Origin of the sequence: Paraburkholderia sp. JHI2823, assembly GCF_038900695.1 — a bacterium.
In the GTDB taxonomy this organism is placed as follows: domain Bacteria; phylum Pseudomonadota; class Gammaproteobacteria; order Burkholderiales; family Burkholderiaceae; genus Paraburkholderia; species Paraburkholderia mimosarum.
In genome coordinates this window covers 45,593-60,598 of the sequence record NZ_JAYMRY010000045.1, presented here as the reverse complement: position 1 = coordinate 60,598, position 15,006 = coordinate 45,593, and the positions used below count along the sequence as shown (strand labels likewise).

At 62.2% G+C, this 15,006-nt stretch carries 13 protein-coding genes and 2 pseudogenes; 8 read left to right on the top strand and 7 right to left on the bottom strand.

The features are described from left to right. Positions 1-20 precede the first annotated feature (20 nt). From VSR34_RS32145 to VSR34_RS32130, 4 genes and pseudogenes are all read left to right on the top strand, one after another. Complete coding sequence (locus VSR34_RS32145) at positions 21-536, top strand: dihydroneopterin aldolase (protein WP_342964515.1); 516 nt, start codon at positions 21-23, stop codon at positions 534-536. Next, positions 533-1,420 carry a formyltetrahydrofolate deformylase gene (purU, locus tag VSR34_RS32140; RefSeq protein WP_342964512.1) on the top strand — a complete coding sequence of 296 codons (888 nt, stop codon included), beginning with the start codon at positions 533-535 and terminating at the stop codon, positions 1,418-1,420. Before VSR34_RS32145 ends, purU begins: the two co-directional genes overlap by 4 nt. A gap of 205 nt (positions 1,421-1,625) precedes the next feature. Then, a pseudogene (locus tag VSR34_RS32135) lies at positions 1,626-2,789 on the top strand (YbfB/YjiJ family MFS transporter); the annotation flags it as partial. A gap of 772 nt (positions 2,790-3,561) precedes the next feature. Next, positions 3,562-4,872, top strand: coding sequence for an MFS transporter (locus tag VSR34_RS32130; RefSeq protein ID WP_042291838.1), 1,311 nt, complete (start codon positions 3,562-3,564; stop codon positions 4,870-4,872). 367 nt (positions 4,873-5,239) lie between these two features. On the opposite strand, the gene VSR34_RS32125 is transcribed toward VSR34_RS32130, so the two are convergent. After that, the gene (locus tag VSR34_RS32125; RefSeq protein ID WP_342964511.1) at positions 5,240-5,530 is read right to left on the bottom strand and encodes a hypothetical protein; all 291 of its coding nucleotides are present in this window, start codon (positions 5,528-5,530) and stop codon (positions 5,240-5,242) included. 415 nt (positions 5,531-5,945) lie between these two features. Here VSR34_RS32125 and VSR34_RS32120 point away from each other — a divergent pair, with 415 nt between their 5' ends. The 3 genes and pseudogenes from VSR34_RS32120 to VSR34_RS32110 all read left to right on the top strand — a co-directional run. Then, positions 5,946-6,740, top strand: coding sequence for a creatininase (locus VSR34_RS32120; RefSeq protein WP_028232449.1), 795 nt, complete (start codon positions 5,946-5,948; stop codon positions 6,738-6,740). A gap of 24 nt (positions 6,741-6,764) precedes the next feature. After that, the gene (locus VSR34_RS32115) at positions 6,765-8,240 is read left to right on the top strand and encodes a cytosine permease (RefSeq protein WP_342964510.1); all 1,476 of its coding nucleotides are present in this window, start codon (positions 6,765-6,767) and stop codon (positions 8,238-8,240) included. Positions 8,241-8,326: 86 nt separating this feature from the next. Then, positions 8,327-8,505: pseudogene (locus VSR34_RS32110) on the top strand (porin); the annotation flags it as partial. A gap of 6 nt (positions 8,506-8,511) precedes the next feature. Here the strand turns inward: VSR34_RS32110 and VSR34_RS32105 are convergent. Next, positions 8,512-8,946 carry a hypothetical protein gene (locus tag VSR34_RS32105; protein ID WP_028232451.1) on the bottom strand — a complete coding sequence of 145 codons (435 nt, stop codon included), beginning with the start codon at positions 8,944-8,946 and terminating at the stop codon, positions 8,512-8,514. Between the two features lie 227 nt (positions 8,947-9,173). Between VSR34_RS32105 and VSR34_RS32100 the strand changes: the two genes are divergently transcribed. Further along, positions 9,174-9,470, top strand: coding sequence for a hypothetical protein (locus VSR34_RS32100; protein WP_244145456.1), 297 nt, complete (start codon positions 9,174-9,176; stop codon positions 9,468-9,470). A gap of 163 nt (positions 9,471-9,633) precedes the next feature. Here VSR34_RS32100 and VSR34_RS32095 read toward each other — a convergent pair whose 3' ends face one another. The 5 genes from VSR34_RS32095 to VSR34_RS32075 all read right to left on the bottom strand — a co-directional run bounded on the left by VSR34_RS32095 (position 9,634) and on the right by VSR34_RS32075 (position 14,908). Beyond that, positions 9,634-10,722, bottom strand: a complete 1,089-nt coding sequence (locus VSR34_RS32095; RefSeq protein ID WP_028232453.1) for a cupin domain-containing protein — start codon at positions 10,720-10,722, stop codon at positions 9,634-9,636. Positions 10,723-10,770: 48 nt separating this feature from the next. Next, positions 10,771-12,138, bottom strand: coding sequence for an MFS transporter (locus VSR34_RS32090; protein WP_342964509.1), 1,368 nt, complete (start codon positions 12,136-12,138; stop codon positions 10,771-10,773). 127 nt (positions 12,139-12,265) lie between these two features. Then, positions 12,266-13,474, bottom strand: coding sequence for a 3-hydroxybenzoate 6-monooxygenase (locus tag VSR34_RS32085; RefSeq protein ID WP_028232455.1), 1,209 nt, complete (start codon positions 13,472-13,474; stop codon positions 12,266-12,268). 52 nt (positions 13,475-13,526) lie between these two features. Continuing rightward, positions 13,527-14,177, bottom strand: coding sequence for a maleylacetoacetate isomerase (maiA, locus tag VSR34_RS32080; RefSeq protein ID WP_342964508.1), 651 nt, complete (start codon positions 14,175-14,177; stop codon positions 13,527-13,529). A gap of 32 nt (positions 14,178-14,209) precedes the next feature. Next, complete coding sequence (locus VSR34_RS32075) at positions 14,210-14,908, bottom strand: fumarylacetoacetate hydrolase family protein (RefSeq protein ID WP_342964507.1); 699 nt, start codon at positions 14,906-14,908, stop codon at positions 14,210-14,212. Between the last annotated feature and the right edge of the window lie 98 nt (positions 14,909-15,006).

Sequence of the window (15,006 nt, the reverse complement as noted above, 5' to 3'; positions counted from 1 at the left end):
GCCGCGGCGTCGGTCGCGCCATGAAGATCGTCGACGCGGCGTTCGAGCCGGCGTCGAGGGCGCTCGATGCGTTCGGCGAGCCGCGCGGGCGCGGCTGGAGCGTGTTCGTCGAGGGCTTGAGCGTGCCCGCGTGCATCGGTATCTATCCGCACGAACATGGCGCGCCGCAGCCGGTCATGATCGATGCACAGCTCGGGTATCGCTGCATGCCGCGCGAGAACGACGAAGACAGCGGCTGGATCGATTACGACGGCTATTGCACGCGCATGGCCGACTTTCTCGGACGCAAGCCGCACACGCGGCTGCTCGAAACGCTGGTGGCGGATATCGCGGCGTTCTCGTTTCGCGAATGGGCGGCGCTGGACACGCTCAGGATCGAGGTGCACAAGCCGAAGATCCGGCCGGGCACGCGGCGCGTGGGCGTGGCGCTCGAGTGGACGCGTGGCGATTATCGGCAGTGGGCGGCTCGTGAGCGTCGCACACACTGTAAAAATGCAACACACGTTCGAAATGCCAATGAAGGAGACCAACCATGAACGGGCCTTCTGCCGACATGACCGAAAGCACGTGCCGTTTCATCCTGAACGTTACCTGTGCCAGCGCGCAGGGACAGGTGGCGGCGGTTGTCGGATTTCTTGATGGGTTTGGTTGCTATATCGACGAATTCTCCGTGTTCGACGATCCGCAGACCGCCCGGTTCTTCGTGAGATGCGAGTTTCATGTGCCCGGGCCGAGGCGGCTGGGTTGCGAGACGCTACAGGAAGCGTTTGTACCGCTTGCGCGGCGGTTCGCATTCGAGTGGGCCATTTTCGATGCGAGCGTAAAGCCGAAGGTGATGATTCTTGTCTCGCGGCTCGATCACTGCCTTGTGGATCTGCTGCATCGCTGGCGCATCAATGAACTACCGATCGATATTACGGGTGTGGTTTCGAATCATCGCGATCTCGAAACCATCGTCCGATCGCATGGGATCGACTTTCATCATCTTCCTGTGACGCCGGAAACCAGATCCGTCCAGGAACAGGCGCTTGTCTCGCTGATCGAGCGAACGAAAACCGAACTGGTCGTCCTTGCCCGCTACATGCAGGTGCTGAGTTCGAGCCTGTGTGCGCATCTCGCGGGCCGGGCAATCAACATCCACCATTCGTTCCTGCCGGGGTTCAAGGGAGCGCGGCCGTATCATCAGGCGTACACGCGTGGCGTCAAGCTGATTGGGGCCACGGCGCACTTTGTGACGGGGGACCTCGATGAAGGGCCGATCATCGAGCAGGTGGTGGAGCGCGTGGATCACACCTTCACGCCGGAGCGACTGCTTGCGGCAGGGCGCGACATGGAGCGCGCTGCGCTCGCCCGGGCAGTGGAGGGCTTTATCGAGCGGCGCATCTTTATTCATGAAGGGCGTACGGTCATCTTGCGTTAGCGGGCGGACACGGTACATCTTCTGCCAGCAATGCCGGCGACGAGAACCGGTAGCGTCTGCACGGCGTGGGTATATCGCCGCACGCAACGTCGAGCATCGAGGGGGCGGAATGGGTCCGAATACCGGGAGGCAACTTGCGGGTGAGCAAAAATGGGCAACGCAGCCTGCCTGTCGCGAGGAAGTAGACGCGCTGCCCTCGCTCGTGCTCGCTGTGCGCCTTTCGCTGGGTAGCGCAATTGCGCTCGGCTTCGTCCGCTTCTCCTACGCCCTGCTTCTGCCGGCGATGAAGGCCGACCTTGGCTGGACTTTCACCGAGGCCGGTGCCATGAATACGGCCAACGCCGCCGGCTATCTGATCGGTGCTGCCGCGTTTCCCGCGCTTGCGCGACGTTGCCGGAATTCTGCACTCTTTGCTGCCGGTGCGTACGTGGCAATCATCTTGATGGCGCTATGCGGGCTTGTTTCCGAAATGCCCGTGCTACTCGCGCAGCGGCTCGTGGCCGGCATCGGCAGTGCGTTCATCTTCATCAGCGGCGGTGTCCTGGCCGCCCGGCTTGCAACGGCCGCACGGCGGCGTGCCGGGCTGATCCTTGGGCTTTACTACGGCGGGACCGGTTACGTCATTGTGCTGTCGTCGATTATCGTGCCGGCCACGGTGCGTCCCGTACCCCATGGCTGGCAGCCCGCATGGTTCGCGCTGGGTGCGGCCTGTGCGGTTTGTACGCTGATCGCGCGAGGCGCCGCTCGCAGCATCGACGACGCAGTGGCAGCAAGCAGCGCAAGTGGCCCCGGGCGCGCAATCGGGCATCCGACCGCGTGGTCGAGCTTCAGTCCTGCGCTTTTCGGTTACTGTCTCTTTGGCGTCGGGTATATCGGCTACATGACGTTCGTCGTCGCGCTGTTGCGCAGCGAGGGCATGAGCCAGAGCGTCGTTTTCACCTTCTATTTCACGCTGGGTGTCGCAACGATCGTATCGGCAAGTCTCTGGTCAGGTTTTCTCGACCGAGTGCGGGGAGGAGCGGCACTGGCGACTTTCAATGCGCTGCTTGCCTTGGCCACGATCGTGCCGGCGTTCATTGTTCACCCGGTTGCCGTCGTCGTTTCCGCCGCAATTTTTGGTTCGACCTTCCTTTCCGCGGTCGCTTCCACCACCGCGTTCGTCTGGCACAACCTTCCGTCCAATGAATGGAGCCGTGGTATCAGCGCGTTTACGATCGTCTTCGCACTCGGCCAGATCGCAGGGCCGGTCGCAATCGGCTGGGCGGCCGACAATAAGGGCCTCGAGCGCGGACTTGGCTATTCTTGCGCTGCCCTGCTCGCGGGAGCCTTCCTTGCGGCGCTACAGCGGCGCCTCACACGCTCCGGATAACCGTGCCTGCGCCCGCTAAAAGTTTGGCCACACACTCATGGGCGAGCGTGCATATGGCGTTTAACCGCCATAAAAGTGATTATCGTTAGCAGGTCCGATGGCGAGATCACATTGCAAAGTTCGTTCGCACTGGCGTATTCCGATCTCGCATACTTACATTGGCCTGCGGCGCGGGTGCAGCGGCGACGGACTGGCCATGTTCCGCGCTGGAACATCTGTTGGAGATGTGGGACGCAGCGAACGGCATAGCACATGTCTTATGCCGCGGCGTGCTTTCCCGTGGAGTGCGGCGCAGACTCGGCCAGCACACTGGATCGATTGGATCGATAGGCAGACACGACAGCTAGCACGTGGACGACCGTCGCAGGTCTGGCCCGACCACAGCGGATCGTTTGCGATTCCGCAACCGCGCGATGACCGTCTCATCGAGTTCAACGGCACGTTACGCTGCCCTATGACGGGGGCACCCCCATCCAGGATCGGAGCGCAGGCCCTGCGCGATCGCTGTTGCGCGACAGCATCGATGTTTACCCTCGATGGCGAATACAGAGAGTCTTTTGTCGAAAAGAGAAATTCTCCGCGCGCTGCGAGTCCTACCATTGCCTGAACCACTGTACATCGCGGTGTTCGAGGCGAGGTGGACCATATCGGGCCTTGCGACGACGTCGGTGGGAACTATGATCACTTTTGGAGACGGTGTATGGGTACCAGAAAGGCAATGCCCGCGGGGCCGGCCACGGCGGCCGTATGGGAGCACGATCGGGATGGCGCGATGCGCCAGGGCAGCGACGCGCCGGGAGTTGAGGCGGACCAGGCAGGCCTGCTCAAGCGGGCCGCACTGGCGAGCTTCATCGGCAACTTTGTCGAGTGGTTCGACTATGCCTCGTATGGCTATCTCGCGACCATCATTGCCGTCATGTTCTTCCCGAAGAGCGATGCAGTGACCGGTCTGCTCGCAGCGTACGGCGTATTTGCGATTTCGTTTGTCGTGCGGCCACTGGGTGGCGTGGTCTGGGGACACTTCGGTGACAGGCGTGGACGCCGCGCCGCGTTGTCGCTGTCGATTCTGATCATGTCGTGTTCGACGTTTCTGATCGCGTTCCTGCCGACCTATGCGCAGGTCGGCATGCTGGCGCCGGCGTTATTGCTGCTCGTGCGCGTCGTACAGGGTTTTTCGGCATCTGGCGAATACGCGGGCGCGTCCGCGTTTCTCGCGGAATACGCGCCACCGGGCAAGCGCGGTCTGTACACGAGCATCGTTCCTGCCAGCACGGCGGCTGGTCTGCTATTTGGTTCAGTATTCGTCGCCGTGATGCACGCCGTCCTCACCACCGAGCAACTGCACACCTTCGGCTGGCGTTTGCCGTTCCTGCTCGCGGCGCCCTTCGGGCTGGTCGGGCGCTACATCCGTATCAGGCTTGAAGACACGCCGAAGTTCAAGGCGCTCGAAGGGGCGCACGCCGTGGCAAAGGCACCCGTGAAGGAGTTGCTCACCCGCCATCGAGGCAGGATGCTCATCGCGTTCGGGGTCACTTGCCTGAACGCTGTGGCGTTCTATCTGATACTGAGCTACATGCCGACCTATCTGTCGACAGAAATGGGTATGGGTGAAACCGCTTCGTTCGTTGCGGCGACCATCTCGCTCGCCTCATATATCGGATTGATTTTCCTGATGGGCGCACTGTCCGACCGGGTTGGGCGCAAGACCATGCTGATTGCTGCATCGGTTATGTTCGCCATACTAACTGTGCCGCTGTTCAAGGGTCTGGTCGGGGCGAGCTTTGCGACGATCGTGCTCATACAGATTGCGTTCGGCGCTTTGCTCACCCTGAACGACGGCACTTTGCCATGTTTCCTGTCCGAGATATTCCCGACACGGGTTCGCTACAGCGGCTTTGCCTTCTGTTTTAATGCCGCGAACGCTCTATTTGGTGGCACCGCACCGCTCGTCGCCACCTGGCTAATCAGTGCGACAGGCAGCAAGCTGGCACCGGCCTGGTACCTCGTCGGCGCTGCCGGCGTTGCGCTGGTCGCCATGCTGGCAAGCCACGAGACATCACGTCGGCCACTGGCGGACGACTGACTGGGGCCTGGATACGGGTTCACATAATCGGTTGCGTGCTCAATGGTCGTACAGGGCGAGAGCCACCGTTGCATGAGCCCTTGTCCAGGCAGGATAAGCAAGGTAGCAATGGAACCAGGAACGCGGTGTTGATGGCGCCTGCGCCTGGCGACTACGGCCTCTTTGGCCTGGCGGTACATTGGGTACACGAATTTGATCGTTGCGCCGTTGCGCAGTGAGAGCATGGGGCCTGTGGATCGTTCGTTCTACGTCGAATTGGGCGTTGCGACGATCGTATCGGCACCAATCTCGTCGCGCTTTCTCGACCGCGCGCAGCGGTGCGGCGCAAGTGACGTTCAAATGGTTGCTGGCAGTTGCGACGCCTACGTCAGCCGTATTTTTCCACCCAGCTACGGCCGACATTTCCGGTGTGATTTTCGGCGGGACATCTCTGTCTGCTGTCGCATCGACCGCCGTCCTTGCGGCACATCTGCTGCTGAATGTAGTCGCGGCATTCGCGCATTTGCGATGCGTGTTCGCGTTTGACCAGATTGGCAAGGCCGCTTGCCCGGTTGGGTGCGCAATAAACAACCCTGATGCGCGGGCTCGTCTCTTCCTCCGCTGTTCTTCTTGCCGGCGCGCTGCTGCCAGCCGTCCCGCGTCCGCTCGACAGTGACACGGACCCAGCGCTCGCGCGAGCGGTGAGCGCGGGCTTCGCCGCTTCACGCCCTTCATGGCATAGAGCGCATGCACACGAATGGCGCGATCAGGTGCATTGCACGTTACGTGCGCGATGCCCGCTCCTGATGCAGTCGCATAGTCACCAGGGGTGTTAACCCTCAATGTCGAATGGAGAAAGTCAAATGTCTGGAAGAGATATTTTTCACGCACTGCAACTTCTACCATAGCCTTGAGCCCACTGCACATGGCGGCATGCGGCGATGCCCGTAGTGTTGGCGGTGCCCCTCCGGCTGGCCGACGATTGGTGGCCATGACACGCGGTTGCCCTATCGCAGTCGTAACTCTGGTTGCTATTCTTTGCGTCTGCAACCATTCGCAGATGCACGATTTCCCAAAGACAAGGAGAAGAGTCGATGAACGCAAAAGTGAGAATCGGAGATCTTGCATGGCCTGAATATGCGCGCCGCGTCAAGGACGATGCGCAGACCATTCTTATTCCGATAGGAGCACTGGAGCAACACGGCCCTCACATGTCGATGAATCCCGACGTGCTGCTGCCCACAGCGATTTCGGAGGAGGTGGCGCGGCGGATCGGTGCAATGGTCGCGCCCGCAATTGCATACGGCTACAAGTCGCAGCAAAAAAGCGGGGGTGGCAACCATCTTTGCGGCACCACGAGCCTGGACGGACATACGCTTTCCTTGACCGTCAAGGACGTCCTGAAAGAGTTCGCACGCCACGGCGCGCGCAAGATCTGTCTGGTCAACGGACATTTCGAAAACTCGATGTTCGCTGTCGAAGGGGTGGATCTCGCCATTCGAGAATTGCGGTGGGAGGGTATTCATGACTTTCAGGTGGTCATGCTGTCCTACTGGGATTTCGTGACTGAGGAGACCATCACACGTATTTACCCCGAGGGCTTCCCAGGTTGGGCGGTCGAGCACGGGGGCGTACTGGAGACGTCCTTGATGCTGCATCTGCATCCTCACCTGGTCGACATGACCTGCGTGCCCAGGCACGCCGCCGCTACGTTTCCCCCCTATGACGTCTACCCTCCGATTCCCGAGTGGACGCCCGCGTCGGGTTGCCTTTCGTCCGCTGCCACGGCCTCGGCGGACAAGGGATCGCTGCTGTACGAAGTTTGCGTGGCGGGGATCGCAGCGGCATTGCGCGATGCTTTCATTCAACGCAGAAATTCAGGTCAATGATCAGATCGGCAACCGGAGAAGAATATGGTGAATCACGTAAAGAATGAACCGTACAGCGGAGTCGACGCGGACAAGGCCTGGAGCGTGGAGCAGCACGGCATAGACCCGATCCCCTTGAAAGATCGCCACGGCACGCCGGCCGAACTGTTCAAAATGTGGATCGGCGCAAACACGAACTATGTCGTGGTCGTCACGGGTGCCCTGGCCCTTTCGCAAGGTCTTTCACTATGGCAGGCGCTCGGTGCAATTCTGGTTGGAAATCTGCTTGGGTGTTTCGTGCTCGGACTTACGACCATCATGGGGCCGCGCACCGGAACATCGGGCATCATGACCTCACGCAGTTCGTTCGGCCAGCTTGGCTCGTTCCTGCCGAAGGCTGTGAGCCTTGTTTCGGCACTGAGCTGGTTCTCGATCAACTCCGTGGTCGCAACACAGGCGCTAGAGACACTGCTAAAGATGGGCGGTTTTCAGAGCCACGCAGTCGTATGGGTGTCGCTTGCCATCATCCTCGCTGCGGAAATCCTGTTAGCGATCTTCGGTCACGCGACCATCATCGCAGCGGAGAAGTGGATCGCCGTGGCACTTGCGATTCTGTTTGGCGGCCTGGCAGCCTTTGTGCTGCCCCATACGAGCCTTGCCGCAGCGTCCGCCATCAATCACGGCGGCGGCTCATTCCACACGTGGTTGATCGCGATGGGGATCGTCTTTTCCTATCCGATTGGCTGGGCCAATTTCGCTTCGGACTATAGCCGTTATTTTCCGGCTGAAACGAGCTGGAAGAAAATCGCGCTCGCGGCGGGTGGTGGCCAGTTCGTTGCGCTCGTGTTCTGCGAAGTCATCGGCGTGCTGTTTGCAACCGCGCTGGGGGGCTCGCTCGGTGACGACCCGGTAAGCCAGTTGGGCCGGTTCCTGCCGACGTGGTTCACCGTTCCGCTCCTGTTCGCGATCATCCTCGGGGGGATTGCAGCAAACGTCCCCAACGGCTACACCGCTGGTCTTGGCCTGCTGGCCCTGCGTATTCCGATCAACCGTGTGACATCGCTAACCATCATTGCGCTTTTCACGCTGTGCTTCCGGATCGTCACCGTGTTTTTCGGACAGTTCTTCGACATGTACCAGGTGTTTCTGAACTACATGGTGTTCTGGACCGCGCCATGGGCCGCCATTGTCATCGTCGACTACTTCATGCGCGATGGGCGGTACAGCAGGGAAGACTGGATGAAATGGGGAAGTGGCGCCTACTGGTATAACGGTGGGATCTTCTGGCCTGGAGTCATCGCATTGATTGCGGGCACCGTGGCATGCGTCGCGTTTTCCAATTCTCCCACCTACGTCAGTCCGCTGATGCACAACGTCCTGGGATGGGGGGACCTGAGTTTTGAAGCCGGATTGCTCCTGGCCGGATTGATTTACTTCATCCTTGCGCGCCGTCACCCGCTGTTTCATAAATCCAGCTTGCACGTTCCGCTCGGCGGCGAAGTGCCTTCTCATCCGAGCTGAATTCAATCCAGCGCTCGAACGCCTGCATGATCCGGCGACCCGCGTATTCAGCGGGTCGCTCTCACGTTCGAATTTTCACGAAGCCGTTCGCCTACACGCATGGTGCCTATAACGGCTTCTCGCCGGGATGGAACACGGGCATGTGCAGTGCGATTACGCTGTGAGCAAGCGTACCGATTTCTACCTCGAGGATTTGGACCAGAACGTCCACGGTGCGCCGGCGAAATCGGTGCTTTCGCATGCGATGCTCAATACACTCTCTCCACGCATTTCAACGGCGCTCGGTAATCGGGCCTTCGGCGTTCACTCGCCCGACGGCACCAGCAGGACCGCCCACGGTGATCGGGCCATGCGCTTCCAGATCGCCGTGGACAATCAGGGAGCCGTGCACAGTAAGCGGTCCATGAAATGTGTTTTCTCCCCAGCGCATGCTTACGCCCGGTTCGTCGGGAGGAATGTGTTCAATCCAGGCCGCCGTGATCGGGCCGCGGGCGTAAATGTCACCGGCCACCGTCAGGGAGCCATCGACTGTCACCGGCCCAAGGACAACTAGCGACCCGTTGATGCTCAGTGGCCCCGTGACCACGGGCTGGGCATACGCCGACGCGAAGGAAACGAGGCACGCGAGCAGAACCGCACCTGCCACGGTGCACTGCGTCAGCCTCGATGTCATGCTCTTTCCAAGCGTTGCAATGAAGCGTTTCACTTTGTCTCCTGGCCGGCGTGATCTGCGCGCCTGGTGGCCGCCTGTTGACCCGCGACGGCCGACTGCCGCTCAACGAGCCTTATCCGGCACATTTCAGTCTAGTCAGGGAAGTGACGAACACAAGCGGCAGCAGCACCAGGCTTTGGCGAATGAACGTCCGATGCCCGGTCAGGAACGGCAATGTTGAGCGACGGGGGGCGTGTGCCGAGGGCGTCGATTAAAATGCGATGAAGTGGATTGTCAGGGAGCACATGTTGGGCAGGAAGAAGAGCGCAGAAAAGTTGAAGGTTGTCGCGGTCCGTATCGATCCGGTCATCGAGCGCAGGATCCGGTTCCTGGGCGAAACGACCGGCCGCAAGCCGTCTTTCTTCCTGCAGCAGTTGATCGAAGGCGGTATCAGCGCACTGGAGGAGGTATGGTTGCCTTCCTCTCAATTGGCGCTGGTCCGCGCGGGCACGGTGCCGGAGCCGACCGTGGCTCACACCGGTCCAGACCTATTCGGCGAGACATTTTCCGCGGACTGAACGGGCTTGCGTTGCACGCGTCGGGGAACAGGGGGCGTGGCGCCAATGGCGGTCCCCGGAATGATCGTTTAAAGACTTTCGTGCTGCGCAGGGCGCCAGTCGCCAGACTTGCTCCGTTCGCTGCGGGCCCCAGCCATTCAATGGCCGGGGCCTTTGATTCTCGTTATTTGCGCTCTTCGATCAGCGTGCGATCGAAGTGCAGGCGTTCCATGATCGGCGCATCCGAGAAATGGAACAGGTCGAACTGGCTTTCCGCCTGAAGCGACCAGGGTACCCAGCTCGGCACGACGAAGATGTCGCCCTTTTCCAGTTCGCGCCTCGCACCATCGAGAACGACTGCGCCACGTCCCTCGAACACCTGGAACACCAGTGAACCGACGTCACGACGGGAGGCGGTGCTCACACCTGCGCGCAACCGATGGAACTCGGCGCGAATCGTCGGCATGACGTCGCCGCCTGTCGTCGGATTGACGTAGCGGACGGCCGCGTGGCCTGGCTCGACCGTAGCGGGATAGCCCTCGTCTTCGAGACGCAGCTGCTCGCTCAGCGCACGATCGGTGTATTCCCAGCGATAAGCACCGATCGGCGACGAGATCGTGTTTTTCAGCCCCGACAGCGGCCGCAGCCCAGGGTGGCACCACAGGCGTTCGCCGCGCGAGAAGTCCGGCGTCGTCCTGTCGCTCAGTTCATCCGGGCCGATTTCGAAGAAGCCCACGTCGTTCATGTAGCTGAACGGTATGTCGAGCCCGTCGATCCAGGCCATCGGCGCGTTGCGCACGTTCTGGTGGCCGTGGAAGCACCAGCCCGGTGTGATCAGGAAGTCCCCGCGGCTCATGCGCACCGGGTCGCCGTTGACGACCGTCCAGACGCCTTCGCCTTCGACGACGAAGCGGAACGCGTTCTGCGAGTGACGATGCTCGGGTGCCGTTTCGCGCGGACCGAGATACTGGATCGCGCACCACAAGGTCGGTGAGACATAGGCTTCGCCGCCGAGGCCGGGGTTCGCGAGTCCGATGGCCCGGCGCTCCCCACCGCGGCCGACGGGCACCAGGTCGCCCGACTGCTGCGCGAGCGGGTACAGCGTCGACCATTTCCACACGTGCGGCACCGCGCGCGGCTTCGGATGCTTCGGCATCAGCCCGCCGATCTGCGTCCACAGTGGATTTAGGTGGTTGCTCTTGAAGTCGGCGTAGAGCTGACGAAGCGCGGGGGTATCTTCCGGCTGCCCACCGTGGGGTGTTTGATTGCTCATAATCTTGCTTTCCCTTACGGATGAAGTTCGCAACAAAAAAGCCTCTGCTTATTCCCATTGGCCAACGGCCACCGGCGCGGGTGCGACCTGCGCCCGCCGCATGCGAAAACCGAATACGGCCATTGCGAAGCCGGCCACGACCGCTGGAACGCCGACGACCGCGAACAGCGTCGGCATGTCGAACCCGGCCGCCAGCATCGAGCCGCCCGCGAGCGAGCCGAGCACGGAGCCAAAGCGGCCGACGCCGTTCGCATAGCTCACACCCGTTACGCGGCAGTCGGTCGGGTAGAACGCGGCGGACAACGCGTTCGCACCGCACTGCGTGCCCGATACGCACACACCCGCCCAGAACACCGAAATCGTGGCGAGCCACGGGTTGCCGGTCACGTGACCGATGGTGGCTATGAACACGCCCGCCAGCACGTAGGCGACGGCCAGCACGAAGCAGGGGTTGAGACGGTCCATGAGCCAGCCGAGCGCGATCGCACCGAGCGTGCCGCCAACCTGGAACATCGCCGTCACGAGCGCCGCCGTGCGCAGCGAGGCGCCGCTCGTGTGCAGCAGCGTCGGCAGCCAGCTTTGCAGCAGATAGATCACGAGCAGGCTCATGAAGAACGTGAGCCACAGCAACAGCGTGCCGCTTCGCAGTTCCGGCGCGAACAGCCGGCCGATATGCGAGCCCCCAGAGCCGTGGCTCACGTCGGCGGCCCTGAACGTGACCCCGTCGAGGTTCGCGTTCGGATCGATGCGCCGCAGCGTTGCGGCGATCCTTGCCGCCGGCCATTGCGCATTCACCATGTAGCGCACCGATTCTGGCAGCGCTCGCACATAGACGAGAGCCATCACGAGCGGCACGACGCCGCCGACGAGCAGCACCGAGCGCCAGCCAAAATTCACGATCAGCGCGGCAGCCGCGAATCCACCCAGCGCCGAGCCACATGTGAAGCCGCAGAACATCGTGGTGACGAGGAACGAGCGCAGACGTGCCGGGCAATATTCGGAAGTCAGCGTAACCGCGTTTGGCATCGCGCCGCCCAGGCCGAGGCCGGTCACGAAGCGTAGCGCGATGAGCCAGCCGAACGACGGCGACGCGGCGGCGGCGACACTCGACATGCCGAACACGAGCAGGCAGCCGAGCAACAGACGCTTGCGCCCGATGCGGTCACCGATCGGGCCGAACAGCAGCGCGCCGGCCATCAGACCAGCGAGTCCCGCGCCGAACACCGGACCGAGGTCTTGCGGTGAAAGATGCCAGAGCGCGCGGATCGGCGGGGCGATGAAGCCGATTGCGGCGGTGTCGAAACCGTCGATCGCGACGATCAGAAAACACTGCACCGCGATCAGCAGCTGGAACGGCGTGATGCGGTTGCGGTCGATGAATGAGGTGACGTCGAGCGTCGACGCAGGGGTGGCCATCCGTGTCTCCTTCGGTATGGACGGGTTGCGGGGCCGCACGATGCGCTGCCGTGGTAGCTCCCGTGAGAGAGGCCGGGCGCGTCGCGCCCAACCGGGTTTCGTGGCGTGCCCGGGCTCCGCCAGCGGCTCAGGCCACGCCCTTCAGGCAGTCTTCCACGCGCCAGCCATACAGCCAGTCGAGCGCGTCATAGAACTGATCCCGGGTGCGGCCAACCCACAACTGGTTGCGCACGAGACGCTCGACACCCTTCGCGTGATAGATGCGGCCCATCTCGCGCGCACTCCAGAGCACGCGCGCGGTGCGCGGAATCCGGACCTGTTCATAGAGCTTGAAAGCCGCGGCGAAATCGCCGTCGGTGGCCTTGATCGCCTCGCCGAGCGTGACTGCATCCTCGAGCGCCTGACAGGCACCCTGGGCAAGGTATTGCGTCATCGGGTGCGCGGCGTCGCCGAGGATCGTCACGCGGCCGAAGCTCCACTGATCGACCGGATCCCGGTCGGCGGTAGCCCAGCGGCGCCACGAGCTCGGCCGGTCGAGCATCTGGTGCGGCAACGGGTGGATGCCCTCGAAGTACGACAGCACTTCTTCCTTGCTACCATCGGTCACGCCCCAGACTTCCTTCTGGCGGCTGTGGAAAGTGACGACGAGGTTGTATTCGCGGCCGCCGCGCAGCGGATAGTGCACGAGGTGGCAACGCGGGCCGGCCCAGACCACGGGCGAATTGATCTGCAGATCCTTCGGCATGTTCTCGACGTTGACCACCGCGCGGTACACCACGTGGCCGGTCGGGGTGGGCTCGTCGCCATGGAGCGCCGCACGCACCGCGGACTTCACGCCATCTGCACCGATCACGGCATCGGCCGTATAACGTTCGCCGTGCTGGTCGATCACCGTGACGCCGCGCTCGCTCTGTTCGAGCTGCCTGATCTGCGTATTGGTGCGGAACTGGATCAGCGGGTTGCCCTGCACCGCTTCGAAGATCGACAGGTGGATGTCGGCACGATGGATGACGCCGTACGGATTACCGAAGCGCTTGCGGTAGGCGTCGCCCGTTTCAATGCGCACGATCTCCTTCGCATCGACCGCGTCCATCAGCGTCAACGAATCGGTGTAGACGGTGCGATTGCGTGCAGCCTCGCCCGCGCCGAGCGCGTCGAGCGCCGTGAATGCGTTCGCGCCGAGCTGGATGCCTGCGCCGATTTCGCCGATCTGTGGCGCCTGTTCGAGCAGCAGCACCTCGATGTTCTGTCTCGCGATGGCGAGCGCCGCGGCGAGGCCGCCAATGCCGCCGCCGACCACGATCACGCGGCGATGGGCCTTGTATGTTTGGGGCATGTCTGTCTCCTGGATGATTCGAAAACCAAAATGCGGTCAAGAGCCCGGTGCGTTATGCGGTGTAGTCGGGCTGGTTTTTTGGTTCGGCCTTGACGAAGGCGGGATGCTCGGCTGCACGGCGGTATGCGGCCATTACCCGCGGATACGCGGACAGCTCGCACCCCATACGCTGAGCGTTCGCGACCTGCGGCACGAGGCACACGTCGGCGAGCGTGGGCTCCGCGCCGAAGCACCACGGGCCGCCTTCGCGCGATGCGGCCTGATCGAGCAGGCGCTCGGCAGCGCCGAAACCCTCTGCAATCCAGTGCCTATACCAGGCGTCCTTCTGCTCGAGCGTGACCTTGAGCACGTCGGTCAGATACTTGAGGATGCGCAGGTTGTTGACCGGGTGAATGTCACATGCGATCAAGTTCGAAAATTCGAGCACATGCGCGCGCCGTACCGGCTCGGCCGGAATCAGACGCGGCTCGGGATGCCTGGCGTCGAGCCAGTCGATGATCGCGAGCGACTGACCCAGATGAAAGTCGCCATCAACGATCGCGGGCACGACGGCCGACGGGTTGACCTTCGCCATGTACTGCGCGTCGTGATGCTCGCCGCCGCGGATATTCACGCCGTGAAAAGTCGTCTCGATACCCTTGAGCGCGAGCGCGATGCGCACGCGGTAAGAGCTCGAGCTGTTGAAGAAGCTATAGAGATCCACGTCGGTGGTCCTGTTTGATATCGGGGTGTGCGTCAGACGATCTTGACCGTGAGTTCGCCGAGGCGCTCGACGCCGACCTTGATCGTGTCGCCGCGCTTCACCGCGCCGACGCCTTCGGGCGTGCCGGTGTAGATCAGGTCGCCCGGTTCGAGCTTGAAGAAGCGCGAAAGGTACGACACGGTTTCCGCGACCGACCAGATCAGGTGCGTGACGTCGCTCTTCTGCTTTGTTTCGCCGTTCACGGTCAGCCAGATGCCTGCCTGTTCGAAGTGGCCGACCTGGGAAGCCGGATGGATCGGGCCGATCGGCGCCGATTCGTCGAACGCCTTGCCGATTTCCCACGGACGGCCCATTTCGCGCATCTTCATCTGCAGGTCGCGGCGGGTCATGTCGAGGCCGACCGCATAGCCCCATACATGGTCGAGCGCCTGTTCGAGCGGCACGTTCGAGCCGGTCTTGCCGATCACCGCGACGAGTTCGGCTTCGTAGTGATAGTTCTCGGTCTCGGCCGGGTAGGCCAGTTCGAGCATTTCGTCATACGCGACCGGCACGACCGCGTTGTCGGGCTTGCAGAAGAAGAACGGCGGTTCGCGATCCGGATCGAAACCCATTTCGCGTGCGTGCGCGGCGTAGTTGCGGCCCACGCAATAGACGCGACGCACGGCGATCGAGTCGCTCGCGCCGACGACGGGCACGGCGATCGGCGTTTCAGGCGGGAAGATGAATGGCATGGATGTATCTCTCTGTCGAATGGATGGGCACCGGGCCGCTCAGGCGCAGCCCAGATCGGAAACTTCGAGGGGCGCAGACACCCGCGGCCGCGAAATGC